The sequence below is a fragment of the Desulfogranum marinum genome (assembly GCF_016918565.1).
Lineage (GTDB): Bacteria > Desulfobacterota > Desulfobulbia > Desulfobulbales > Desulfobulbaceae > Desulfogranum > Desulfogranum marinum.
Genome location: NZ_JAFFQD010000038.1, coordinates 1 through 25,606, shown reverse-complemented (window position 1 = coordinate 25,606; position 25,606 = coordinate 1). Strand labels below are relative to the sequence as shown.

Sequence of the window (25,606 nt, the reverse complement as noted above, 5' to 3'; positions counted from 1 at the left end):
TTTAGATGCGCCTCGAATTTGAACGAATTTTCTAATTATTCAAGACACCCTAATGCCGTATCGCCAATTAAGGAAAAAGCAGTATCGTTGCCTCTACTCCTTTGTCTAACCCTTCAACATCACGGCCAATGGTCAACAGGCCATCAGCCTGTACCAAGGGTTTAAGCAGGCCGGATTTACCATAAATAGGCGTGGCAAGGGGAGGTGCATCCTCGGGTTGGGGAGTTAATTGCACCCTAACGTACTCTTCTCGGCCAATGGTTGATGGAATTTGCTGGCCCGTGATTGCCCGGATTGCCTGGAGCCCCATTGTACAGGGCCGTCCTTGGAACTTATGCAGCAGAGGACGGACAAACAGGTAGAAAACAACCATTGCTGAGGCCACATGGCCTGGTAGGCCAAACAAGGCTTGGTTCCCCAGACTGGCAAGAATAGTGGGCTTTCCCGGCCGAATGGATACTCCGTGAGCCAGTACCCTGGTCTGCGGTATCTGTTCCAGGACCTGTAAGGTGAAATCTCTTCGGCCCACGGAACTGCCACCGGAAAGGAGGAGCACATCCGCCTCTTCAAGTGCTTTTATGCAGGCTTCTTTCATGGTGTTGAGGTCGTCGCCGATGATACCAAGAGGGAGAGGTATACCACCCGCCTCTGTAACAAGTGCAGCCAGGGTGGTTGAATTGATATCGCGTATCTGTCCCGGACCAGGCTGCCGGTTAGGTTGTACAAGCTCGTCACCGGTTGATATGATGGCCACCCGTGGTTGGCGGTACACCGGAATCGATGTAATTCCAAGCCCGGCAAGAACACCAAGGTCTGCTGGACGAAGTTTTCTTCCCTGTTGCAGAACAGCGGCTCCTTCCTGATAATCTTCCCCGGCGCGAATGGTATTTTGTCCCGGAGCTACCGGACGAAAAATTTCTACGGTTTGCTCGTCAAGCTGGTGGGTATATTCCACCATAACCACACCATCACCTTTTTGGGGTAGCTCACCGCCCGTCCAGATACGAAGAGCCTGGCCGGGGCGAAGGGTGTATTGTCTGCCGGAACTGCCCATGGCTATTTCGCCTATCACATTCAGCAGTGCCGGCTCTGACTCAGAGCAGCCAAAGGTATCCTTGGCTCTTACCGCATATCCATCCATGGTGGACCTGGAAAAGGGTGGCAGGTTGTCTCCAGCCAGGATGTCAGTGCCCAGGACACGTTGGTGACCATCTGCGAGCGTTACTTTTTCTGTTGCAATGGGAAGAAATTGTTCAAAAAGCCCGGTGAATTCACTGGAGCTGATAAGCTTGAAAAAACCTTTCATAAGTATATTGATTGCTGTTGTTTTTTGAGGAAAAACGGGCTTGAGCCGTGAAAACTGCCAGGGCGCTGTTTACATTTTACCTGCAGATTGTTGCAGGGTCTTAGTGGTCGCGTTATGCCGGTTACAAATATGATGGGGTATGTGGTTACATCTTTTGAACGTCGTTTTTGCATTAAAAGGGATGAGCCATAAACAGTTCTTCTTTTTTACTGAGAGGAATCGTTTTTTGCAACCATTTCCAATGAATCCGATTAGCCGAAATTGCTCATCAGTTCAGAGGGAATCAGGAGCAAAGTTTTTAGCAATCTATGGTAGATGTTTCTATTCATTGCCAAAATACTGAAGAAAATGATGCGAATCAGCTGACCGTTAGCGAACAGGGAGAAAATATGCAATTCCACCTGAGGGCGCATCACATAATGAAACGGTAGGCAGGTGAGTAAGGCAACCAGCTGTTCAGGAGGATTTCGGTTTAGGGGTGAGTAGCCGGCATATAGTCAAAAGTGTTGTGTTTGAGATCAATCTGGGCCCAGTTGTTGTGCAGTGGTGAAGGGATGCCAAGTAAAAGTTTGACAGCTTCGCATGCCTGAAGACTGGCGATGGTTGCTACTGTAAAGGAGAGGACAGAGGGGGGACTTTGCTCAGCAGATTGGTTTGTTTTAGCAGGGAAGATGGCTGCTGCAAGGTTGAACCCGGGAAGCTGGACTCCGAGTTGTCCGTACCAGCTTGTCACGGCTCCATGGACGAGGGGAATGGCAAGCGTGTTGCAGAGATCTGAGAGATGAAATCGGGTTTCTATGCTGTCCAAACAATCGATAACCACACCTATGTCGTGTTTCTTTTTCGGTAAGTGATCTCTATAGTCAAAAGGAATCGCTTTTGGTATACACCCTGTGCCCATATCCAGAATACGTTGCGCAGCCACTTCTGCTTTGTTTTTGCCTTGCGTCGAGTTAAGAGCGTTAATCTGGCGGTTGCAGTTGCTGGGACTGAATGTGTCGGGGTCGTAAATGGTCAGCCAGCCAATGCCGATACGGGCAAGTTCTTCTATAGCATAGCCGCCAAGTCCGCCGCATCCGATAACAGCGATATGGCTGCTTGTGAGTATTTGCTGTTGTGCTGCCGTGAGAGCTTCACTGTTTCTTGAAAGTGTTTTCGGAAAAATGCTCGCCATGTCTTTCTCTGGTTATAATTTTATATCCTCCACATATTACTCAATTTAACCAAACTAAAAGTAATATGTAAGGGTGTCAAGCAAATGGTGGGCATAGCGTTTTTCGCGATGAGAGAGTTGCGAGAGCTGTTACCTGTGCAGAAGAGTGTTGCTTATGGTCATTTATGGTTGTTTTTAAAGAAAAAAAGTTAGTTGTTGCTTTTTGGTATTGACTTGTGGGCAATGGAATGACCAATATATGACAGCAATTATATCGAAACAGGCTGGGAGAAACAATGAGTAAGTTGATGACAACCAGAGAAGTGGCGGCATTTCTCAATGTTAATGAAAAAATGATTTATACTTTGGTGGCAGACAAGGAACTACCTGCGACTAAAGTGACTGGAAAATGGCTCTTTCCTCAACATTTGGTTGAGCAGTGGGTGGACAATAATACCACCAATTTTCCCAAGCAGGCTGGACAGCTGCCTGCAGGCAAAGGAGTCATAATCCTTGCTGGTAGTAATGATTTATTGCTGGACCAGGTTATTGCCATGTTTAACGCCTCAATGAAAGGGTGTTTGGCCGTATTTGCAAATGTCGGCAGTATGGGGGGGATCCATGCCTTGCGCCAGGGGCTGTGTCATATTGCTTCCAGCCATCTGGTGCAGGATGACGATAGTGATTACAATTTTCAATTTGCTTTTGAAGAGTTAAAGGCAATGCCGGTGGTTGTTAATTTTTGTAAACGGCAACAGGGGTTGCTTTTTAAAAAGGACAATCCGCTGGGTATTCATGAAGTCGCAGATTTGGGCCGAAAAGGTGTGCGTCTTGTTAATCGTCCTCTTGGGACTGGAACGCGTCTTCTTCTTGATAACGAATTGAAAAAGAGGAATATGGCCGGGGAAAAAATTTCCGGCTACGATTACGAAGTTGCCAAGCACCTCGATGTAGGTTTGGAAATTTTAGCAGGGCGTGCAGACGTCGGCCCTGGGATAGAAGCTGTCGCCGGTGCACTGGATCTCGGTTTTTTGCCGCTGCGCTGGGAACGATTTGATTTTTTAATTTCCCGTCATCTTTTTTTTGAAAAACCCATCCAGCACTTCCTCGGACTTTTGGAGCAGGATGAATTTCAAAAAGCGGTCACGCAAAAGGTGGGCTACGATATAAATCTATCTGGAAAAATGGTATTTCAAGTTGATGGGTGATAATGCTCATTTGTTCATTGGTATATAATTAAAAATAGGAGAAAGAATGAAAAAAATAACAGGGATTATTGCGGCAATGTTGTCAGGCCTCTTGATCAGCCAAATGGCGGTGGCCGAGGAAAAGGTACTGAAAATGTCTACCACTACCAGTACCCAGGCCTCAGGCTTGCTTGATGTCCTGCTGCCGGTTTTGGAAAAAGATACCGGTATCAAAGTTAAGGTTATTGCCAAGGGAACCGGTGCTGCCATCAGAGATGGAAAAGACGGCAACGTAGACGTGATATTTGTTCATGCAAAAGGACGCGAGGAACAATTTGTTGCTGAAGGATACGGTACCAAGCGATACGCAGTCATGCATAATGATTTTGTCATTCTTGGTCCTCAGAGCGATCAGGCAAAGATACATGGTACCAAAGACGCTGCAGCAGCGTTGAAAAAAGTTGCCGAGGCCGGTGCGCCGTTTATCTCCCGTGGTGATGATTCAGGAACCCATACCAAGGAGCAGGCTCTGTGGCAGGCGACAGGTTTACCTATGGAAACAGTGACTGCGGAGATTGTGAAAAAAGGGAAAAAAGTTGAAGTTACCTCTGCCCATCCTGCCGGATCGGGTGAATGGTATTTTTCTGTTGGCCAGGGAATGGGCAAGACCTTGACCATTGCTGATGAAAAGCAGGCTTATACGCTTGCCGACCGCGGTACCTATATCAAATATAAATTCGGCCGCGAAGTACCCATTGATCTCGACGTACAGTGTGAAGGCGATCCGTTGCTGGCAAACCCTTATGGGGTTATCCCGGTAAATCCGAAAAAGCATCCCCATGTTAAGTATGAATTGGCAAAAGAATTTGCCCAGTGGATTACCTCGGAAAAAGGACAGAATGTAATCGGCAGTTATCGTTTGCTGGATAAGCAGCTCTTTTACCCGGACGCACTGTAAGTAACAGGGGAGCGGTGCTGACCGTACTCGCCATAGACTATTGAAAGCGCGCATCCTGGAAAAGGGTGCGCGTTTTGTGTTTGTATCTTTGGTGGAAGTATCACTATGCCATCACGAGCTCCTACAATGACTGCCTCAAAAAGAGGTACGTAACAGAGTTTTTTCAGGTGTACAGGCTTGTGCGTGTTCGGTACTGCGAAAAAGTATGGAACACCGTAGATTGAAGTTTTTACAGCACAGTCTTCCTCTATTGAGAGTATACAATTTAACCTCTTATGTCTTTTTTTATAGATAGTTTCCTTTCCGCAATCAGCCTGGTGGTAACCCTGGATCCTGAGCTCTTTCAGGTGGTAAGAGTCTCGCTTCGGGTGAGTTGCATCTCAACCCTTGTGGCGGCAGTGGGCGGCATACCATTGGGATTTTTTATTGCCTATGGCAATATTAAAGGCAAAAGAATGGTTATTACCTTGCTTAACACCATGCTCGCCATGCCCACCGTTGTTATTGGGTTGTTTGTTTATGCTTTTATATCCAGGCGAGGTGTGTTTGGTGTATTTGATTTACTGTATACCCAGAACGCCATCATAGTCGGTCAGGTTTTTCTCATTACTCCGTTAATCGCTGCCTTAACCATTGCTGCTGTCAGCCGCATTGATGAGCGGTATTCCAAGACTGCCAAAACCTTGGGCGCCAATTCCCTGCAAACCGTACTTGTTATTTTGCGGGAAGCACAGTTCGGTATCTGCGCAGCTGTTATTTCGGCTTTTGGAAGGGTTGTCTCCGAGATAGGGATTTCCATGATGTTGGGTGGGAACATAAAGGGATTTACGCGAACCATGACCACTGCAATGGCCCTGGAGTATGATAAAGGGTCTTTTACTCTGGCCGTCGCTCTTGGTTTGGTGCTGATGAGTATAAGTCTTATCATGAATGTCTTGTTTAATTTTGTTCAGGGAAGAGGTCGTCTTTGATACAGTATGAGCTTCAGCAGGTAACGCAGCAGTATAATGGCAAGACCGTCTTAAATATCAAGAAACTGGAGATTGAATCCGGGAAAATATATGGTCTGCTCGGCGCCAATGGTGCTGGAAAAACAACCCTGTTTAACATCCTCTCCTTTCTTGAAGCTCCAGCTTCAGGCCAGGTTGTGTTTGCTGGTCAGTCTGTTTTTTTTGGACGGACGGAACTGCATAAGCTGCGCAGGCGGGTGGTGATGGTTGACCAGTACCCGATAATGTTCACGACTACGGTGTTTAAGAATATTGAGTTTGGTCTCAAAATTCGAGGGATGACAAAAGAGCGTCGGCAGGCGGTAATTGATGAAGCCCTTGATATGGTCGATCTGGCTGCCTACAGGGGTGCATCTGCTGCCGAGCTATCTGGTGGAGAAACACAAAGGTTGGCGCTTGCCAGGGCGCTGGCTCTCTCTCCGGAGGTGATGTTGTGCGATGAACCGACAGCAAACGTTGATGTCGAAAATCAGGCAGTTATTCGCGCCCTGCTGACCAGGGTCAACCTGGAGACACGATGCACTATTCTCTTTACCTCCCATGATCGCCTGCAGGCAGCAGGGCTTGCCGATGAAACAGTTGTCCTTGAAAAAGGAGAACTGGTTGATACGAGCTATGAAAATATTTTTTCCTGTTCCTTGGAAAGTAAAGGGAAAGGGCAAAAGATTTGTCTGTTGCAGCAAAAAATTCCTTTTAGTTTGCCTGGTTTTGTTCCAGAGGCAGAGGGGCGTGACTATAGGGTTTATTTAAATCCTGACAAGATTAAACTCGTTCAGGGAGGGCAACAGGTCCAACAAAGGCGAGGTGTGCTTTTCGGCACTATCAATCTGATGATGGCGGAAGGGGAGAAAGTACGCTTGATTGTGAATGCCGGGGTGATGGTTACCGTGCTTTTGCCGGTTGATGAATACGCGCAATTACGGCTGGCCATAGGTGATGCGGTAACCCTTAAATTAAAACCGGATGCAGTGGAATGGTTGTGACACAGGAAGGCCGCACAAGGCATTGGGTATTTTTAAAGGCTATCCTGAAAAATTGCTCATCCATTTACATTTTCGTTACATCCTAAAAAACTATCCTCGGCGGTAGGCCGGACTCCGATATCAAGTATATGCTGTGGTACAATTTCCGCCACGCCTCTGCGTCATGCTTTACCTGCCCTTGAAAAAAAGTCCCTTTTTAAGCTATCCTTTTTTTCACGGTACTCTTGAATGATAACCAACGGACCGCCCTTGTTGCTGGACAGTACAAACGTCGCCCCGGGCAGCCTGGCACATTGATGGTTTCCGATTAATATGCAACCTCAATGTAGATGCATATGCACTTGGTTCTTTATTTTCTAGATTATTTCTCCGACCTTCAGCTGTTTCTGTTGCTTGTATACCTCCTATTGTGAGCATTCGGTGATTTTTGTAAAACTCGGCCGCAGTGTTTGCGCACCGTTTAGCCCGAATTTCTCATGAACTTTTTGACTTTAAACTCAACTGATTGATATTATTTCTTAAAAATTAATTGCCCAATTAACAGTATGTTTTTCGTTTTCAATCAAAAAGTACCCCCTTCGGGTCAATAGATTTTTCCGCAGGGTCTGCGTTACAAACCACTTGCGGTAGTTTACTACAGCTGCGCGGCCTGTGCCTTGCCCTGCGAAAAACTTTATTGATGAGAAATCCGAGTTAGGGGAAAGAATCTTTTCCGCAAGGCGCTCTTTATAGATATTGTCAGTTCGAATGGAGATAGAAGGGCGTTGTCTTCATGGAAATTGAACATACAGTATACAGGGAAAGGGACTGTCATGGTTGGTTTCTGCTGGTAAATATGACCTAATTGTTCAGCCGCACCCCAACTTTTTACGATCGGCCCGCCCAGCATGCCGATGTGTCGAAGTCGGGGCTTATCTGCTAAATCGTTCAGCCTTCGAACATTTGGAGCACTGTTGGACAGTTACAGTTCCGGATAGATAGACAGCTTTCAGATCTTCGTTGAATAGTTGTAAAATGAGAGGAGATTGAACATGATAATTAATTTGGGAAAAGACGATAATTTCGCTCGAGAACTTGCCAAAAAAATGGATCTCACAATTGCGTCGGAAGTGACACCAAAACACGCCGGAGAGGAGTCGGTAATTGTTGCAGATCTCAGTGAGGAAATATCGAAGGAATATAGGGAGGTCATTGGCACTGGAATCAATAATCAGGCCTCTGTTGTGTTCAGGAATACGAAGAGCGAGACAATGGCTGAGTTTGCTTTGTTCGGTGTCGATGGGGTGACAGCCGTTTTAAAAGCCAGGGATGCGGGGCGCGCGCAGGACATTATCGTTTTTGGCGAACAGGACGGGCCAATGCCTGAGCCTGAGCCGGATATGATCGATACCGGTGTGTCGCCGAGTCAAGCTCTCGCAATGGCAAGCGGGCAGCGACCGGAGCCGGAGGAACCGGAGGCAGATCAGCGGGAGGATCGTGAAGAAATTGTGGAGGATCGGCTTTCAGAATCTCAGATGGTTGCCAAGGCAATTGATGGGCTCAATTTCCGTACCAGCTTAGCGCGTGAGGAGCACGTTCAAGTGAGCAATATCAATGCATCACAGGCTAGCGGCACGGTTATTTTTGCCCAAAAAACGTGGCACCCGGCGAGTAACCCTAAGGGTACCAATACAATTTTCGGTGCTTTCGATATCGAGTTGGCAGCGGTTGTGGAGCCGGTAAGGTCAAAAATAATTAAGATTACGTCTCGTGGCACGGCAGTTGGTGTGACCAAAATGGCAGCCGACGGGATTCAAAACAGAGCCTATTTCACAGCACATGGCTTGGTGATGCTTTATCCCGGAGGGTCATATACCTGGGATATCAATTCGATCACTCTACCCAATGGCTGGACCCGAAGAGCGATATCACCAGAGACGCCCAACAATACTTCTACCTACACCAAGACAACCGGGTGGAGTATCGGCGGTAAAGTGGGAGGCAAGGTCGCGAAGACCCCTGAGATGACGGCTGAACTATCCGCCTCGTACTCTGAGTCGAACAGCATTTCAACCGAAATAGCAGATTTTCGCGTAAAGAATGAGTCCAACGCTGCAGTCAGCAAGTGGAAGTATGAATACTCGAAACTTACGGATGATTGGAAGTCTTTGTTCTATCAGCCCTTTTTTAAGCAGGGGCGCGTGGAGAACGTTGTCCCGTTATCCAAATCCACGATGTTCTTACAGAACGAGTCGGTGTATCAGGCGCCGGCTGATGCTGTTGGGTCTCAGCGCTTTATTTTTTATATAGGGCAGGGTACCGCACAGCTCTATGAATCCGCCCACAGTATCTGGAAATATAGTAATCATGTTCGATATCAAGCTGACGGCATGTGGCAATTTATGGATCTAAACCTGGGAATGGTGCGGCATCCATAGCACACGCGACCCATGACCAATGTCGGCAAGGTCTGCGTTATCTATTTTTGCTACCAAAACACTAAAGAAGATGGCACCGCCTGGACTGGCCTTGGGTGAGCATTTAGTTCATTGTATATCTGATTCCTTTTAACAGCATCGATATGAATCACGAATTTTTTCGGGAAATGACAAGGTGCTCAAGGGACATTAGTATTAATATTGGCTGAATGTTTTCTTGTCAGGTAAGATTGGCGTAATTTAGAGGGATTATGAGGTCGAGCTTGAAGCGCAAGGAAGAAGGTCGGATAAAAATCGGTTAACTACCAGAGCAGGAAAAGGGGTGTAAGGAGTTTTGAGTGATATTTCTGGAAAGAGCGTCACAGGTATACAACAGCTGTAATCCAAAAGGTATCGTCCTGCTCTGGTAACTAAGCCGAATTTCATACGCTATCGATTGTAACTGGGAGTTACAGGAAGAATATCGATGTGTGCGTCTGTTGATTATTTATTTAGCATACTATGCACAGTTTGCATAGTTAAATTTGCCTCTTTTGTTCTTTTTGTGTGATGAGCAGACGGTGCAGGTCTGAGTAGAATGCCTGGGGTTGTCTGCTAGGTACCAGTATTTATTGGTAATGTGGGGTGAAGGTGAAGGTGCTTCAAGCGGTAAACCAAAGACAGAAACTGTTGGATTTTTCGATTGAACGTGGGGCAAGCAGGGCCCTCTGGCTGCCTTCGTCCAAAGTGGTTGTGGAGGAACGATTTGCTTCCATGTGTCAATCGTCCCCCCGTTGTCCAAGTTATGGCCGTGCACCTGGATGCCCGCCGCATGTTATGTCGCCGAGTAGTTTTCGCTCAGTCCTTAATAGATATGAATGGGTATTGGTTTTTACCAGGGATGTGGCTGCTGATATGCTTGCAGGCAACGGTCGAGTGGAGGTGGCGAAAGATATTCATGAGATTGCAGCTGCAACAGAGTTAGCTGCAGTTTCCTTTGGTTTTTCTCAGGCACAGGGGATAGCCGCAGGGTCGTGCAAGGAACTGTTTTGTCCTGATGACCAAGCATGCAGGGTGTTGCAGGCCGATCAGCCTTGTCGGTTTCCAGACAGGGCAAGGTCTTCGGTTTCCGGATTAGGGGTTAATGTGAGCGCCCTATGTACAACACTTGGCTGGGAACTCTGTTGGCAGAGCTATGAAGGGGGAAGGGATGTTGAGATGGCATTGATGCTGGGAATGGTCTTGACAAGATAAACAGATGGTCGAGGATCGGGGAGATTCTCTGCGACCATCTGTTGAAGCGAGGATACTGCTATGCAGAAAGCAGGTTTTTCAGGTAAGTAATCCATTGGTCAAAACCTTCGCCGGTTGTCGAAGAAAAACAAAGTATGTCCAGGTCCGGCTGAATTTTTAAGGCTTCGCTTTTCGCCTCCTCAATGTCAAAATCAAAATGTTGAAGCAGGTCGGTCTTGGTGATCATAAAGAGGTCTGCTCCTTTAAACGTAGTCGGGTATTTAACCGGCTTGTCTGATCCTTCGGGGACAGAGAGAAGAATGGCTCGGTGGTGTTCGCCCAGGTCAAAGGTGGCCGGGCAGACCAGGTTACCCACATTTTCAATAAAAATAATGTCAAATCCCTTTCCTTTGCCAAAATGTTCCAGAACGTGGAGGCCGCCGTGTACCATGGGGGCGTCCAGATGACAGGCTCCACCGGTGGTTAACTGAACGGCAGGGACACCTTTAGCCCGAATTCTGTCAGCATCGCGCTCTGTTTCAATGTCACCCTCGATTACACCTATTTTCACACTGTCACCCAGCTCATCAATGGTACGTTCCAGCAGGGTCGTTTTCCCTGACCCGGGGCTGGAAATAAGGTTGATAGCTATGGCGCCCATTTTTTCAATGTGGGTTTTATTGGATGCTGCCTGCTTTTGGTTTGCTTCCAACAGGCTTTGGTTGACTTCAACAATTTTACTGTCGGAATGATGGTGGTCATGTAGTTGGCAGCCGCATACATCGCACATCGTAATTACTCCATTTCAAGTTGTTTTAATATAAGCTCGGTGCCTCCACTGGGCGAAAGACGGGATGATCCGCATGCAGAGCAGAGCTTGTCGTTGATGGTTTCGTAAACTGCTTTTGGGTGTTCATTGGTCGTTCCTGCATCGCCGGTGTTAATGGTATTGCAGTCAAGACAAATATATTCAGGTGCAGGTGTCTCCAGTATGAGATCTGCAGTAGCCGTAGGTGGGTGATCCTGTTTTATGGCATTAAAGCCAAAGGCAAAGGATTCTACCACAATGCCTGAAAAGGGACCGATGATGACTGTTGCCTTGGTTACGATTTTCGCATCATGCTGCTTCGACAGCTGCAGCAGCTGGTCAAGCAGATTTTGGGCAAGAGAAAGTTCATGCATGGTGTGGTGATTGGTGTCTGTTAAAAGCTAAAATCAGCATATTCGTGGAAGTGGCTCGCCGGTAAGGGGTTCAAGCAGTCGTTTGCCGCCTATGGTGGTGGTCAGGGTTACTCTACCTTGTTCAGCTTTGCCGGTAACAGACCCTATGATCGCAGCTTCTCTGCCTTGTGGGAATTGGCGCATAGTCTGCAGTATTTTCTCTGCTTGAGCAGAATCGCAAATGACCAGGCATTTCCCTTCATTGGCCAGATAGAGAGGATCTAGGCCGATGAGCTCACATGCCGCGTTGACCGATGCCTTGATCGGGAGCTGATCTTGCTCAAGAGTGATTTCCACTTTTGATGCAGACGCTATCTCGCACAGGGTTGTGGCAACCCCGCCCCTCGTCGGGTCGCGCATCACGTGGGTCGCGCATGGTGCCTCTTCAAGGATTGCTGCAACTAGATCGTGGAGCGATTGGGTGTCACTTTTAATATCGCCGCCGATTGCTATCCCGGCCTGGCTGCTCATTATAGTAATACCATGATCGGCAATGGATCCGGAAATGATAACGGTATCCCCCCATTTGGCCTGGGTGCCTGAAATATTGCAGCGATGGGAGACGATTCCCACACCGCTGGTGTTAATGAATATTCCATCAGCTTTGCCTTTAGGAACCACTTTTGTGTCTCCGGTCACGACGGCTACATTTGCAGCATTGGAAGCTTCGGCAACAGATTGGATGATCTGCTCCAGGCTTTCCATGGAAAAACCTTCTTCAATGATCAAGCCCAGGCTCAGTGCTACAGGACGCGCCCCGCGCATTGCCAGGTCGTTTATGGTGCCGTTGATTGCCAGCTCGCCAATGTTGCCCCCAGGGAAAAAAAGCGGGTCAACTACATAGCTGTCTGTGGTCATGGCGATCTTGCCATGATGCTCATCAAGAACAGCACAGTCCTCAAGTTCATGCAGGGCCGGGCTTGTAAGGTACTTCAGGAACAGGTTGCTGATCAGGTTCTGGCTGGCAAGGCCTCCGCTTCCGTGGTCAAGGCTTACTGTTGTTTTTGTTCGCATAGATTTCGTTTTGCTCGAGTTACCTTTTTTCACTGTATCGATGATAAGCTGCACAGGTTCCTTCGTTGGAGACCATGCAGGGACCAACAGGATGAAGAGGAGTGCAACGTTTCCCATAGAGAGGGCAGTCGGGCGGCAATATCAGTCCCTTCAGGATATCTCCACATTTGCAGCCTTTAGGATCTTCTGTCGCTTCAATGGGGATGGCGAGTTCCTTGAGTGCATCGAATCCGGCAAATTCTTCTTGTAATTTCAAGCCACTTCCCGGAATAAGACCCAGGCCGCGCCACTCGCTGTCCTCAGGGGTAAAAACCCTGTTGATGAGTCCCTGGGCTTTGATGTTTCCCTGATCGGATACAACGCGGGTGTAACAGTTATCAACCTGCGGTTGGCCATTCTCTATTTGCTTGATGATACTGAGGAGCCCGGCGAGTATGTCGGCCGGTTCAAAACCGGCTACTGCGCAGCTTAAGCTATATTTTTCTGCAAGCGGCAGGTATGCATTGGCGCCGATGATCGCGCTGACGTGGCCGGGACAAAGGAGTCCATCAACTTCCAGTTCCGGATCCGACATGAGCAGTTCCAAGGGCTGAGGCATGGTTTTGCCGGCACTGATAATAAAAAAGTTATCTATTTGCTGTTGTTCTGCCGCCAGGATTGTCGCCGCTATGGTTGGAACTGTGGTTTCAAACCCGATCGCCGGAAAAACTATTTTTTTGTTGTTTTCTTTGCGAGCCAGTTCCAGGGCATCCATGGGAGAATACACTATCTCGACTCTGGCGCCTTCTGCACGCGCAGCAGCAAGAGAATTTTTACTTCCCGGGACCCTTATAAGGTCGCCAAAAGTGGCAACTATCACATCCGGTAGCTCTGCAGCCCGAATAAAGGCGTCAATATGGCTTGCCGGGGTGACACAGACCGGACATCCCGGACCGGAAAGCAAGGTGATCCCTTCGGGCAGCAGAGAGCGAATGCCGTGCCTGAAAATCGACATGGTGTGAGTGCCGCACACCTCCATAATTCTTACTGGCCTGGACAGGCAGTTGTTGAGTTCTGCAAGCAGTGGCCCTGTTATATCCCGGCTTCTGAACTCGTCAGCGCATTTCATGAGGCTGGTCCGGGAAGTCGTCCTTCTCTCTCAAGGCCTTCTGCCATCTGGCGCATCAGGTCGAGATTGACCTGTGCCTCTTGTTCAGTGAGGGTATGGATAGCGAATCCGGCATGGATGATCACATATTCACCTATCTTTGGTGGGCGATCAGCCATTTCCAGGCGGATCTCTTTTTGAATGCCATCTGCATTCACCAGGGCCACAAGGGGATCGAGAAAATCATCCTCTTTCCCTTTGAGTTCTACGACTTGCATCGGTATAGCTAGGCACATTGTTTTTACTCCTTCCTCATGGTTTTTAATCGTTCCGTCTGCGTTGGACTGTCTAGCCAGGGTTTCTCATGAGCAATTCGGGCAGAGAGCGGCACTGCCGGTTTCGCAAGCTTTTCTGCTCAAGGGGCACCGGCAATGTATGCCTGGCCAAGGGCTATGCCGCCGTCGTTGACAGGAATCTTTTCACCGCTGTAGACCGTAAATTCTTTTTCACGCAAGGTCGTGTCGAGCCCTTCAAACAATATTTTATTTTGCATGGAGCCTCCGCAAAGGACGATTGTATTTATTTTATACTTTTTGCGAACTTTTTCAACCAGCATACCGATGCCGTCGATAAGCCACCAGTGGAAGCGATAAGCTATTTCTTGCGGAGAAACTTTCTGGTTGAGATCATCCAGTACCCATTGTGCCAGCGGAAGGCTGTCAAGTATCACCATGTCTTGAGCGTTTGCCGGGACCGGGCTGTAGCCGGTGCCCGGCTCCCTGTTTTGCGCTCTCTGCTCGGTAGCAAATAATTGTGCCTGTTGTTCAAGCAGCATCGCCGCCTCGCCCTCGTAGGTTGCTTCCAGGCAGGTGCCTGTCAATGCCGCAACAGCATCAAAGAGTCGCCCGCAGCTCGAAGTGAGGGGGCTGTTGATGCCTTTTTCAAGCATTTGGCCGATGGCTTCGCGTTTATATGTACTCACTGTTTGCAGCCAGTGGGGCAAGGTCTGCTGGTTGAGCCCCTGTCGGCCGAAATGCTGAAACAGCAGGGCAAGTGCCATCCGCCAAGGCTCCTGGGCGGCTTTATCTCCACCAGGTAACGGCAGATGGGAAAGACGTCCTTTTCGTTGGTATCCTTTTCTGTCTGCGATGTAGATCTCTCCTCCGAAAATGGTACTATCATCACCAAATCCGGTGCCGTCAAGGATTACACTCAATACCGGCTGCTCAATTCCATGTTCTGCCATTACAGCGCCGGTATGGGCGTGGTGGTGCTGGACAGGGGTGCAGTTCACTTGGAGTCGATTAGCATAGCGAGTGCTGGGGTAATCAGGATGGAGATCGCAGGCAACTTTCTGGGGGGTGCATTCGAGGATGGTCTGCAGATGGCTGATGCTTTCCGTGTAAAAATCAAAACATTCAAGATGGGAAAGCTCCCCTATGTGTTGACTGAGGTAGGCTTCATTGTTGCGAATGATGCAGAAGGTATTTTTCATTTCCGCACCACAGGCAAGCATGTCGGATGTTTGTGCAACCGCAACAGGTACCGGGGTGTAGCCACGTCCACGACGTAAAAGGCGCGCCTTCCCTCCTATTACTCTGGCTATAGAGTCATCGACCCTGGTGACAATATTTCGGTTATGGAGCAGGAAGTAATCAGCAAAGTTCTGCAGTCGGTGGAGGGCTTCCTGGTTTTGGGTACAAATCGGTTCATCTGTGGCATTACCGCTTGTCATTACCAATGCATCGGGTGCTGCGGGGTGGTCAAGGAGTAATGCATGGAGTGGCGTGTAGGCAAGCATAACCCCCAGCATGCCTAGACCGTCGGCGAGGTTGTCAGCAAGGTGATGATTGCTTTTTTTGTCTAGAAGCACGATTGGGTGCTGAGGAGAAGTGAGCAGGTTGCTTTCCTTGTCTGATATGGAGCAGAAAAGCCGTGCTTTTTCCTGATTCCTGACCATTATGGCAAAAGGTTTTGCAGGCCTCTTTTTTCTTAAACGCAAAAGGGCTACAGCTTCATTTGATGTTGCGTCGGCAGCCAGGTGAAAGCCACCTAATCCTTTTATGGCAACAATCCTGCCCTCTGCAAGGGACTGTGCGGCAGAGCCGATGCAGTCTTCAGTCGTTATCTCCAGGCCGTTTCGGTCGTGCCAGCTGAGTTGCGGCCCGCAGGTCGGGCAGGCATTAGGTTGCGCGTGGAAGCGGCGGTCAAGAGGATCATTGTACTCTTGCTCGCATTGGGCGCACATAGGAAAATGGCGCATGGAAGTGTATGGGCGATCATAAGGGATTTTTTCAATAATGGTAAAGCGTGGACCACAGTTGGTACAGTTTGTAAAAGGATAACCCCAGCGGCGATTTTCAGGAGCGCTTATTTCCTGGAGACAGTCACTGCAGATGGCAATGTCCGGGGTTATCGGGACCGTGGCCGCACTCTGGTGCCGGCTGTCAATAATGATAAATTGATTGTGGTCACAGGGTGCTGTTAGCTCCTCGGTCGCAATCGAGCTGATGTCAGCCATGGGAGGTGCTTCCAGCTGCACTCTTTGGGTGAAATCAAGTAGGCTGGAGGTGCTCCCCGTTGCTATGATATGCACACCATCTCCAGCATTGGAAACAGTGCCCGCCAGCTTTAGTGAGGTGGCCAGTTTGTAGACAAAAGGGCGAAATCCTACACCTTGAACAATACCGTTGATGTGAATGGCAAGGGTTTGGGTGCTTTTATCAGCTGTCTGCATGAGCCATTCTTTCAGATCTGGTTATTTTGTAATGTTGGGAAGCAGGATCAAAACCGGTGCAGGGAAAAACAAGCAGCGGCAGTTATCGGGCGGCCTCAGCTTCATTTATGATTTCCTGATAACGTGGTGAGTCAACCACCCGTTGCTGCTCCAACTCTTCTATCTCTTCCCGGCTTAAATGGATGAGGCCGCATGCCGGGCATGCCAGGTCCACATCATCATGGGCTGCTCTTTCTTTCAGCTCGTCGGCAGTCATGTGCCCCACATAGCCGCAAGCACAGCCTGGGCATTCCGCTCTAATTGGTTTGCGGGCCTTTTTTTTTCTTTTTCTTTCAGCCATTATGGTTCTCCAGCATTGTGCACTCTGCTTTCCGGTCTTCTTTCACCGGGCGGCGGCATTCTTTCTCTGTTGATTTAGATCCACCTTGATACATTGCTTTTTTTGCCACGTCTCCCAGAGTCTTGCGCTTATTTGGTCTTGTTTAATGGGCTCTTGGATGAGGAACAATGTAGTAAGGCTTGCCTGATTTTGAACGAAATATCTATTTTCCCACGGTGCCCTTAAGTTCAAGTAATCGTTCATTCATGTCGTACACCGCATCAACAAGCATATTGGGTTCATTGGCTGAGAGCCATGTTGTTTGCAGTTGTTCTTTTTGGTATCCGAGATCGGCGAGTATTTCTTCTAAAATTTCCATGCGGGCAAGAGCTTTGTAATTACCATCCTGGTAATGACATTCCCCGAGGTGGCAGCCGATAAGCATGACTCCGTCTGCCCCTTGATTAAGGGCGTGAAGAATCATGTCCGGATGCACCATGCCTGAACACATCACTCGGATAATGCGCACAGAACATGGATATTGGATACGGGATATCCCTGCCAGATCAGCTGCAGCATAGGAGCACCAGTTGCAGCAGAAAGCAATGATTTTAACGTCACTATCCATGTTCTTGCTCGTTTTTTAGGATTTCAGCAGGATTTTGTTCAATGGGTGCCAGGGCTGCGTCAACTTGAGCTAAAAGCTGATCATAGGTGTAACCGGTGATGTATACCCCCCGTTTGGGACAAGCACCCTGGCAAATGCCGCACCCTTTGCAAAGGGATGGATCTATTTCGATAATTTTACCGGCAGTGCCGTCTGGCTCTGCGTGGTCGACAAGTCGTATGGCATGGTAAGGGCAAGCATCAATGCAGATGGCACATCCGTCGCAGTGGGCCGGGTCAACATGGGCGACGATAGCATCCAGTTCCACGCTCTCTTGCGCAAGGAGCGCAGTAGCCTTAGAGGCGGCAGCCAGGGCTTGTGATATGGATTCTTCCAATGGCTTTGGGTAATGGGCAAGGCCCGCTACAAAAACACCATTGGTGTTAAATTCAACCGGTCGGAGTTTGGCGTGTGCCTCTTGAAAGAAACCATCGCTGCTTAGGGGAAGTTTAAACAACTGGGCAAGATCCTTGCTTTCAGGGTTGGCAAGTGTTGCCGAGGCGAGTACGACCATGTCGGTTTCTATCTCCATCGGCCTGTGAAGAATATGGTCACGGGTGGTCACTATAAGGCCGTTTTCACCCTCGGAAATGACCGGTGGGCCTTGGAGATCATAGTTGATAAAGATGATTCCCATCTCCCTTGCCTGGTTGTATATTCTTTCCCGCTGGCCATAGGTTCTGATCTCCCTGTAAAGGATATATATCCGCCTGGAAGGCATTTCCTGCTTAAGCTTGATGGCGCTTTGGATGGAGTGAGTGCAGCAGGATTTTGAGCAGTAGGGGCGCAACTTGTTACGGGAACCGACACACTGGATGAATACAAAGGATTTGCCATGGGCAACCCGCATTTCATTGTGCATGTGGAGTTTGTCGAATTCGATGGAGGCAACCACGTTTGGTATTTTGCCGTATCCGAATTCGTTGGGAATGTAACGTTTGCCTCCCGTGGTTAAAATGACGGCTCCGTGTTCGATGATTTTTTTACGGCCCGTAGCGGTTTTGATACTGGTCTTAAAGTGGCCGGCCTGACCTGATGAATCCGTTACCGTGGATTTGAGATGAACGGTAATTTTATCCTGATCATAGATTTGTTCCTGCAGCTTTTTCAGGTAACGGGGAACCTGCTCGCCGTTCCACGTCTGAAAGAGATGAAGTGCGTTTCCACCCAGCAGGTTTGATTTTTCGATGAGATGAACTGGAAAACCTTGGTTTGCAAGGTTAAGGGCAGCCGTCATTCCGGAAACACCGCCTCCTATTATCAGTGCTTCGGGGACAACCGGTATGCTGACGGGGTACAATGGTTTTTGCAGAGCGACTTTGGCAACTGCCATTCTGACCAGGTCTAATGCCTTGTCAGTTGCCTTTTCCGGTTCATGTCGATGGACCCAGGAGTCCTGATTTCGGATGTTGGCCATTTCGACCAGGTACTCGTTTATGCCAGCGGAGCGCAGCGTTTTCCGGAACAGTTGCTCATGGGTTTGTGGGCTGCAGGCGGCGATAACGATCCTGTTGAGTTCTTTTTCCCTGATTTGTTGAGCAATGTATTGCTGGTTATCCTGGGCACAGGCAAAAAGATTCTGGTCAACATATATTACACCAGGTAACGATTTGGCATATTCTGCAACTCGATTTACGTCAATCACGTCGGCAATGTTGGAACCACAGTGACATATGAATACCCCTGTACGCGGTTTGTTCTGGTCTTTTTTTGTTTCCACTGCCGACGTGGGGCGGTGCGTAAGTGAGTGCCGGGCGGTGGTCAGCATCATTGAAGCACATGCAGCGGCTGCAGACCCACCTATTACTGATTGAGGGATGTCCCTGGGGCCGTTAAACGCACCGCAGGCAAAAATACCCTTTTTAGATGATGCAACAGGCATAAAGGAAGATATGGAGGCAAACCTGTCCGGGGTGATATGCACGCCCATTTTTTCTGCAAGCCTGATGGCCGAATCGGGTGTTTCCATTCCTATGGAAAGAACTACAAGATCAACTGATCGGTTAACTTGCCGTCCTTCCTCGTTGGCATAATGGATACGTAAGGTTCCCTTTTTGTCTTTTGGCTGTACGGCGTTGACTTTCGCCCGTATGAAATGAATGTTGTGTTCATTTTTTGCCTGGATAAAAAAGCGGTCAAAATCTTTACCGTGGGTACGGACATCGCTGTGGTAAATTGTTATTTCCGTATCCGGCAGTTGTTCCTTGATAATCACTGCCTCTTTGATAGCACTCATGCAGCATACAGAGGAGCAGTACTCGTTGTTACAGCGGTTTTTGTCGCGGCTGCCCACACATTGTAAAAATGCCACTTTTTTTACCGGTTTATTATCTGACGGCCGGGTCAGGACGCCGCCGGTAGGGCCGGTGGATGCCAGTATTCGTTCAAGTTGAAGCGAGGTGACTACATTGGGATAGTGACCAAACCCCAGTATATGGTTTTTGTTTGGATCAAAAGCCTGAAAACCAGGAGCAAGTATAATGGCACCGACATGCAGGGAGTGTTTTTTTTCACGGTCGTCGAAATTCACAGCATCGGCTGGACAGACCTGTGCGCAGGCCCCGCATCGACCTGGGCCATTGAGTTGAATGCAGGCCTGCTGGTCTATTTGGTATTTTAGGGGGACAGCCTGGGGGTATTTGATATAGATGGCCTTGCGGATGGTCATCCCCTCGTTGAAGGGATCGTCAACTTTTATCGGACATACATCTGTACACAGACCGCAAGCGATGCATTTTTGTTGGTCAATATAGCGCGGGTATTCTTTTACCCTCACCGTAAAGTCTCCGGCTACCCCTTCAACATCCAGAACCTTGCTCAGGGTCATGATTTGAATGTCTGGGTGGCGACCGCATTCAACGAGTTTAGGCGCAATGATGCACATGGAGCAATCATTGGTGGGAAAAGTCTTGTCGAGTTGAGGCATGGTGCCACCGATAGCACCGGTTTGTTCTATGAGGTAAACAAAATAGCCTGATTCGGCTAGGTCGAGGGCTGCCTGCATTCCGGAGACACCGCCGCCAACAACCATAACTGCACCTGTATTTTCAGTCGCTGACATAACTATTATACCTTGTGTATGACCTTAAAACCGATTTAACCTGTCGCATAACATGACGCTGATTGTTGAAGCCTTGCAGCTGATCGTTTCATGTACTTTCAGGGAGAACCAGTGCCTGCGACACCAGCTCCCAGATATACTTGACTTCAATGTTCAGGTTAAATTCTCGGGCAAGGGTTTTTTCAAGTTGGTCTTTACAGCTGTGACAAGAGACAACAACAATCTCTGCCTCTGCCTGCTGAATTTGTCGAGCCTTTTCTCTGCCGAAATAGGTACGTTCGGCGGCATAGGGGGTTGCCCAGGCTCCTCCTCCGGCACCACAGCAGTAGTTGTCCAGCTTGTTGGGGATAAGTTCGATAAAGTTCCGGCAACATTTTTTGACGATTGTACGTCCCTCATCGAAATAGCCGTGACCAAAAGCCTTGAGTGATTTTCTGCCGTAGTTGCAGGAGTCATGGAGTGTTGTCAGCTGGTTATGTACCGCATGGTCAAGAGTTATTCTGTTTTCTGTAATATATTCAAGTAATAGGTCAAAAACAGAATAAATTTTGAATTTTTGTAGTGATTCCGGGAACCATTTTTCCAAACCATATCGGGTCGCATAATAGGCATGACCACACTCAGGAAGGAGCAGGGCCTGACAGTTAAGCCGTTCCATATTGTCGACGATACGTTCAACAATTGTTTTCATCGCATTGTCATCGCCGGTATAGAGTCCCCAATTGACCCCCTCCCAGTTTTCAGAGGAGATTGTCCACGATTCGTCAGCAGCATAAAATATACGCCACCACCGCGTCATATCGTCGGGCTGGGCAAATGGTTCTTTAGAGTTGATCGTTACTAGCAGCCGTGCACCCCGGACATCGATGGGGGGGACAAAACCAGGGCAACTGGTTTCAGCAAGTTCTACTCCCAGATCATTGACAAGCTCTAGAAAATCATCTTTTGGGATACCCAGATTGTTTCCTTTTTCCAGGCAGGTTGTAACTCCTTTTTGGAGAGGGTGGGGGACTTTGTGACGTTGCCTGTGTGCACGGAGAGTGCGCATGAGTGTCACTATCTTAATGTTCATCGGGCAGGATTCTTCGCACCTGCCGCAGAGAGTACATTTCCAGGGCCATTCGATGTCTATCAGTTCCTTGCCTATGCCGAGCGCTGCCATGCGCACTATTTTTCGAGGGTCAAGGCCGTCTACTCCAGAGAGAGGGCAGGCGCTGGCGCAGCTGCCGCATGTGGTGCAGATGCCGGCAAAATCAACGGCATCTTTCAAGTCCGAAGTTTTCAGGTTGAGATGGATGGGCGGGGTCGTTGACTCTTTGGTTTGATCTTTTTGAAATTCGTTTTCTATTCGTCGTTTGGGGAGGTCGACTTTTGGCTTGCGGCCGAATTTTTCGCACAGCTTAAGGTAGTCTTCCTGCTGGATGACATATCGGCGCCCAGGTGCTTTCTGGGCGGGGAGAGATCCTGAGTTGATCCAGTTTCTGATCGTATTGCGATGAACACCGAATTCTTCGGCTAGTTCATTGACTTTAACTTCATAAACCATGCTTTATAACTAGGTTAAGACCTTAAACAGTTGTTTTTTGGGGGGCGTGGCTATTTGTGCAAGATGTGCAATGTTTAATATCGCATGGTTTGTTTGTTTTCTGCAACCCTAAAGTAACAAAAGGCTGGAAATAAAGAGAGGCGGATAACGTATTTTCCAAGATAATCGTCGGTTTTCGGCAGAAAGTGAATTTTGGGGGTGTCTTGAGTAATGAGATTTTACAATCAAGACCGGGGAAGTATCGACCAATCCGAAGCATGCGAGAATTTTACTACGGGCAGATACGGAGTATCGGAGTCTTCTTTTTCTCCGAGGAAAAATTGTAGCATTGCCCCTGATATTACTGGAAAAAGTATTGTTTTTGGTCCCCTTAAAAACTAGTTTCCTATAAATCCAGCCAGCCACATGGTTAGGGGGGGGTAAAAGGTTATCAGGAGAAGGTCGATCAGGAGGATAAGCAGAAACGGGATAATACGCCTGCTTACTGCTCCTATGGAATCACCGGAAATGGATGCGGAAACAATCAGGCAAATACCCATGGGTGGAGTCAGCATGCCGATAGCCAAGTTGGTGACGACTATCACGCCGAGCTGGACAATGTCAATGCCGAGCATAGGCAGCATCGAGATGATAGTGGGGACCAGGAGGATCAGGGCTGCGGTTGTTTCAACAAAAGTACCGGCAATGAGAAGAATAAGATTGATCAGCAGCAAGAGTATGGTCGGGTTGCTGGTCATGCTGAGTAAGGATTGAGCCAGTTGTTCCGGGATATTTTCAATGGCAGCGATCCAGCTGAAAATAGAAGCCATAGCAATAATAAACATGACTATGGAGGAGGTAACAGCAGCATCGCGAAAAAGGGGAAAAAGACTTTTTATGGTCAGTTGCCTATAGATAACCATTCCAACGAGCAGGGCATAAATAACAGCCATGGCAGCCGATTCCGTTGCAGTGAAAACGCCGCTGAGGATGCCGCCGAGGATAATGATCGGGGCTCCAAGAGCTAAGAGTGACTGTTTAAACGTATGCCAAACATGTTTTGCTGAAAAAGGGGTGGTCGCCGAATATCGATAACGAAGCGAGATGAGAGTAGAAACTGCTATCAGTGAAATCCCGATGAGCAGGCCGGGGAGAATGCCAGCGGCAAAAAGTTGTCCAATGGAGGCGCCGGTAAGAAAACCGAAGATAATCATAGGGATGGAAGGAGGAATGATGACCCCGATAGATCCTCCTGAAGCCTGTACTGCAGCGGCAAAGTCTGAAGAATAACCTGACTTTTTCATTGCCGGAATAAGGATAGCGCCCACTGCTGCGGCGTCGGCGGCAGCAGATCCTGAAATGCCGGCAAAAAACATGGCTGAAACGATGGTGACAGCTGCAAGTCCACCCGGCAGCCAACCTACCAATGCATTGGCAAAGTCAATAATGCGTTTGCTTATCCCTCCCGCATCCATCAAAACACCGGCAAACATGAAAAGTGGAACGGCCATGAGGTGGAATGAATCAGTTCCGGAAAAAAGGCGCTGGGCAATCATCATGATCGGAAAATCGCCTTGAATGACAATGGCCAGTACTGAGGCAGCACCGATACTGATGGCTATGGGAACATTGAGCGCAAAAAGTGCGAGAAGGGAGATAAGCAGTATTTCGCTGGTCATGACCAGTCTCCCCTTGCCGTGCAGGCGAGTGCCGTCAGTGCGTATCCGATGAGAATAATCCCACTGATCGGAATAACAGCCAGGATTACCCATTTTTCAATTCCTAAAGCCGGTGAAATCTGGTGGCGGACAAAATAAGCAAATTGAAAGCCTGCAACAGTGATCGTCGTGAAAAGAGAAATGGAAACCAGGTGCACAACTATTGCTGTCCACCTTCGCTGAGTTGCTGAAAGGCGAGAGACGATAAAGTCCACACCGGGATGAAGGCCCTTGTAGTAGGCTGTCGTTGCGCCGAGAAAACTGATCCAGACAAGCATGTACCTTGCCAGTTCCTCAGACCAGAAAAGCGAATTGTTTAAAACATAGCGGTAAAAAACCTGAGCAGCAACAAGCAGGGCCATGGAAAAACCAATGGTAAAGAGAAGATACTCGATGCAAGCGTTCAGTCGCCGACAGCAGGTTTGCATGGATCGAATCACAGCAAGGCCGATAAGTAAAGAGGGCAGACCTTGCGATCTGCCCCCGTAATTTTTAAAAGAAGGTGTTGGCCGGGTAAACTGAAAATTACTTGGTGGCTTCCAGCATCTTCAGCAGCAACGCCTGAACTTTAGGTTCTTGATAGATGTCCATGTTTTTCAAGGTTGCGACCTTATCACGGAAGCTTGCGATGTCAGGTTGTTCTTCGATAACCATTCCTTTTTCCTTGAGCAGGGCTAAACGGGCTCCGTCTTTGTCGCGATTATCTTTTCGTTGGAAACGGGAGGCTTCAACCATTGCCTGTGTGATCATCTTGCGGTCTTCAGGGGTAAGGGTCTGCCACCACATGAGCGAGGCCACATCAATGTGGGCGGAATATACGTGGCGTGACATGGTCATGTATTTCTGTACTTCGTAAAACTTGTACACCTCCATAACCCAAAGAGGGTTTTCCTGTCCGTCAATAACTCCCTGCTCGAGCTCTGAGTAAATCGGCCAAGGCATAGGGGTTGGGTTCGCACCAAGGGCCTGCCATATGGATTTGTGCAGAGGGGAAGCCATAACCCTTATTTTGAGTCCTTTGACATCGGCGGCTGTTTTTACGGGCCGTTTGTTGTTGGTTAGATTCCTGAAACCATTTTCGGAAAATGCTAATCCTTTGAAGCCGACTTTTTCAAGATCACTGAGTATTTCGTCGCCTAATGGGCCGTCAAGAATGAGATCTGCCTGTTGATTGTCCTTAAAAAGGAAGGGATAGTTGATGACACGGACTAGGGGAGCAAAAGTGTCAAACGGGCCAACTGTAATAACACCCATTTGTACTGTGCCCATCTGGATCTGTTGAAGTATTTCGGTCTCGTTACCGAGAGATTTGGAGTGGTAGACTTTAACCGTATATTTTCCGTCGGAAACTTTTTCCAGGATTTCCTTGAATTTGCCGGCAACGATGTTTTGTGCCGATCCGGGTTTAGTGACAACTCCAAGCTTTATTTCCTGGGCTGCTTGAGAGGGTTGGCTGATGAAGAAAGAAAGGAGACAAGAAAACAGTAAGAGGATGTGTTTCATGCGGGAAGCCTGTCTGGTTGAAGTGAGAGCTATGAGCAGCTGTACAGACGCAACAGGAAAAAGTGTTGATCATCCTCCGCCAATAGCAGGAAAAATAGCAACTTGATCACCCGCCTGTATTTCCTGATCGAACTGACAATGGCGAGAATTAATCATGGTTACCCCTATTTCTTCAATATCAATTTCCAAAGAATTGATAATGTCGCGGACAGTCGTTCCGGGCGGGAGATCTTGCTCCTGCTTTATGAAACGATTGTCACGAAAATACGCAAAAAGTTTTACTGTAATTTTCATAGGTGTCAATAAAAAGTTGTATGAGGCCCGGCTCTAGGGAGTCAGGCCTCAATGTTCAACAAAAAACGGTAGAAAAGTATAATAATACTTTTCTACTTACAGCTTTATTAGAAATTCCAGAAAGTATCGATTTCCTCTCCAGACATATCCCAGACCACGTTGTGCGGAGCAATGGGTTCTTCAGCAAAAAATTCAGGCAGGCGATCATCCAGGTTGGTAAATCCGGCTGCCTGG

22 protein-coding genes are annotated in these 25,606 nt (G+C 48.3%); 6 read left to right on the top strand and 16 right to left on the bottom strand.

Features of this window, described 5'->3' with window-relative positions; translation table 11 throughout:
* Positions 1 to 67 precede the first annotated feature (67 nt).
* On the bottom strand, positions 68 to 1,306 hold the full coding sequence (locus JWH17_RS18060; protein ID WP_205224063.1) for a molybdopterin molybdotransferase MoeA: 1,239 nt from the start codon (positions 1,304 to 1,306) through the stop codon (positions 68 to 70).
* A gap of 472 nt (positions 1,307 to 1,778) precedes the next feature.
* Positions 1,779 to 2,480, bottom strand: coding sequence for a HesA/MoeB/ThiF family protein (locus tag JWH17_RS18055; protein ID WP_205224062.1), 702 nt, complete (start codon positions 2,478 to 2,480; stop codon positions 1,779 to 1,781).
* A 275-nt stretch (positions 2,481 to 2,755) separates the two neighbouring features.
* Here JWH17_RS18055 and JWH17_RS18050 point away from each other — a divergent pair, with 275 nt between their 5' ends.
* From JWH17_RS18050 to JWH17_RS18025, 6 genes are all read left to right on the top strand, one after another.
* Positions 2,756 to 3,667: a substrate-binding domain-containing protein gene (locus JWH17_RS18050; RefSeq protein ID WP_205224061.1), complete on the top strand. Its 912-nt coding sequence runs from the start codon at positions 2,756 to 2,758 to the stop codon at positions 3,665 to 3,667.
* Positions 3,668 to 3,713: 46 nt separating this feature from the next.
* Complete coding sequence (locus tag JWH17_RS18045) at positions 3,714 to 4,604, top strand: ABC transporter substrate-binding protein (RefSeq protein WP_205224060.1); 891 nt, start codon at positions 3,714 to 3,716, stop codon at positions 4,602 to 4,604.
* A 275-nt stretch (positions 4,605 to 4,879) separates the two neighbouring features.
* The gene (locus JWH17_RS18040; protein ID WP_205224059.1) at positions 4,880 to 5,575 is read left to right on the top strand and encodes an ABC transporter permease; all 696 of its coding nucleotides are present in this window, start codon (positions 4,880 to 4,882) and stop codon (positions 5,573 to 5,575) included.
* The gene (locus tag JWH17_RS18035; RefSeq protein WP_205224058.1) at positions 5,572 to 6,597 is read left to right on the top strand and encodes an energy-coupling factor ABC transporter ATP-binding protein; all 1,026 of its coding nucleotides are present in this window, start codon (positions 5,572 to 5,574) and stop codon (positions 6,595 to 6,597) included. The genes JWH17_RS18040 and JWH17_RS18035 overlap by 4 nt, the downstream gene beginning before the upstream one ends.
* Positions 6,598 to 7,628: 1,031 nt before the next feature.
* Positions 7,629 to 9,014 (top strand): leukocidin family pore-forming toxin, encoded by a 1,386-nt coding sequence (locus JWH17_RS18030; RefSeq protein ID WP_205224057.1) that lies wholly within the window; start codon positions 7,629 to 7,631, stop codon positions 9,012 to 9,014.
* A 669-nt stretch (positions 9,015 to 9,683) separates the two neighbouring features.
* Positions 9,684 to 10,247: a DUF2284 domain-containing protein gene (locus JWH17_RS18025; RefSeq protein WP_205224056.1), complete on the top strand. Its 564-nt coding sequence runs from the start codon at positions 9,684 to 9,686 to the stop codon at positions 10,245 to 10,247.
* Between the two features lie 58 nt (positions 10,248 to 10,305).
* Here JWH17_RS18025 and hypB read toward each other — a convergent pair whose 3' ends face one another.
* The 14 genes from hypB to JWH17_RS17955 all read right to left on the bottom strand — a co-directional run bounded on the left by hypB (position 10,306) and on the right by JWH17_RS17955 (position 25,372).
* Positions 10,306 to 11,016, bottom strand: coding sequence for a hydrogenase nickel incorporation protein HypB (gene hypB / locus JWH17_RS18020; protein ID WP_205224055.1), 711 nt, complete (start codon positions 11,014 to 11,016; stop codon positions 10,306 to 10,308).
* 5 nt (positions 11,017 to 11,021) lie between these two features.
* Positions 11,022 to 11,408: a hydrogenase maturation nickel metallochaperone HypA/HybF gene (locus tag JWH17_RS18015; RefSeq protein ID WP_205224054.1), complete on the bottom strand. Its 387-nt coding sequence runs from the start codon at positions 11,406 to 11,408 to the stop codon at positions 11,022 to 11,024.
* A gap of 33 nt (positions 11,409 to 11,441) precedes the next feature.
* Entirely contained in the window at positions 11,442 to 12,461 is a 1,020-nt protein-coding gene (gene hypE, locus JWH17_RS18010; RefSeq protein ID WP_205224053.1) for a hydrogenase expression/formation protein HypE, read from the bottom strand.
* A gap of 19 nt (positions 12,462 to 12,480) precedes the next feature.
* A complete protein-coding gene (hypD, locus tag JWH17_RS18005; protein WP_205224052.1) occupies positions 12,481 to 13,569 on the bottom strand; it encodes a hydrogenase formation protein HypD in 1,089 nt (362 codons plus the stop codon).
* Positions 13,566 to 13,844 (bottom strand): HypC/HybG/HupF family hydrogenase formation chaperone, encoded by a 279-nt coding sequence (locus tag JWH17_RS18000; protein WP_205224051.1) that lies wholly within the window; start codon positions 13,842 to 13,844, stop codon positions 13,566 to 13,568. Before JWH17_RS18000 ends, hypD begins: the two co-directional genes overlap by 4 nt.
* A 119-nt stretch (positions 13,845 to 13,963) precedes the next feature.
* Complete coding sequence (gene hypF, locus JWH17_RS17995; protein ID WP_205224050.1) at positions 13,964 to 16,285, bottom strand: carbamoyltransferase HypF; 2,322 nt, start codon at positions 16,283 to 16,285, stop codon at positions 13,964 to 13,966.
* A gap of 82 nt (positions 16,286 to 16,367) precedes the next feature.
* Positions 16,368 to 16,625 (bottom strand): hypothetical protein, encoded by a 258-nt coding sequence (locus tag JWH17_RS17990; protein WP_205224049.1) that lies wholly within the window; start codon positions 16,623 to 16,625, stop codon positions 16,368 to 16,370.
* Positions 16,626 to 16,827: 202 nt separating this feature from the next.
* The gene (locus JWH17_RS17985) at positions 16,828 to 17,232 is read right to left on the bottom strand and encodes a hydrogenase iron-sulfur subunit (RefSeq protein WP_205224048.1); all 405 of its coding nucleotides are present in this window, start codon (positions 17,230 to 17,232) and stop codon (positions 16,828 to 16,830) included.
* Positions 17,225 to 20,332, bottom strand: a complete 3,108-nt coding sequence (locus JWH17_RS17980) for an FAD-dependent oxidoreductase (protein WP_205224047.1) — start codon at positions 20,330 to 20,332, stop codon at positions 17,225 to 17,227. Before JWH17_RS17980 ends, JWH17_RS17985 begins: the two co-directional genes overlap by 8 nt.
* Positions 20,333 to 20,420: 88 nt before the next feature.
* Positions 20,421 to 21,878 carry a 4Fe-4S dicluster domain-containing protein gene (locus JWH17_RS17975; RefSeq protein ID WP_205224046.1) on the bottom strand — a complete coding sequence of 486 codons (1,458 nt, stop codon included), beginning with the start codon at positions 21,876 to 21,878 and terminating at the stop codon, positions 20,421 to 20,423.
* 377 nt (positions 21,879 to 22,255) lie between these two features.
* The gene (locus JWH17_RS17970) at positions 22,256 to 23,536 is read right to left on the bottom strand and encodes a TRAP transporter large permease (RefSeq protein ID WP_205224045.1); all 1,281 of its coding nucleotides are present in this window, start codon (positions 23,534 to 23,536) and stop codon (positions 22,256 to 22,258) included.
* Entirely contained in the window at positions 23,533 to 24,003 is a 471-nt protein-coding gene (locus JWH17_RS17965; RefSeq protein WP_205224044.1) for a TRAP transporter small permease, read from the bottom strand. The genes JWH17_RS17970 and JWH17_RS17965 overlap by 4 nt, the downstream gene beginning before the upstream one ends.
* Before the next feature lie 97 nt (positions 24,004 to 24,100).
* Entirely contained in the window at positions 24,101 to 25,078 is a 978-nt protein-coding gene (locus tag JWH17_RS17960; RefSeq protein WP_205224043.1) for a TRAP transporter substrate-binding protein, read from the bottom strand.
* A 69-nt stretch (positions 25,079 to 25,147) separates the two neighbouring features.
* On the bottom strand, positions 25,148 to 25,372 hold the full coding sequence (locus JWH17_RS17955; protein ID WP_205224042.1) for a MoaD/ThiS family protein: 225 nt from the start codon (positions 25,370 to 25,372) through the stop codon (positions 25,148 to 25,150).
* Positions 25,373 to 25,606: the final 234 nt, after the last annotated feature.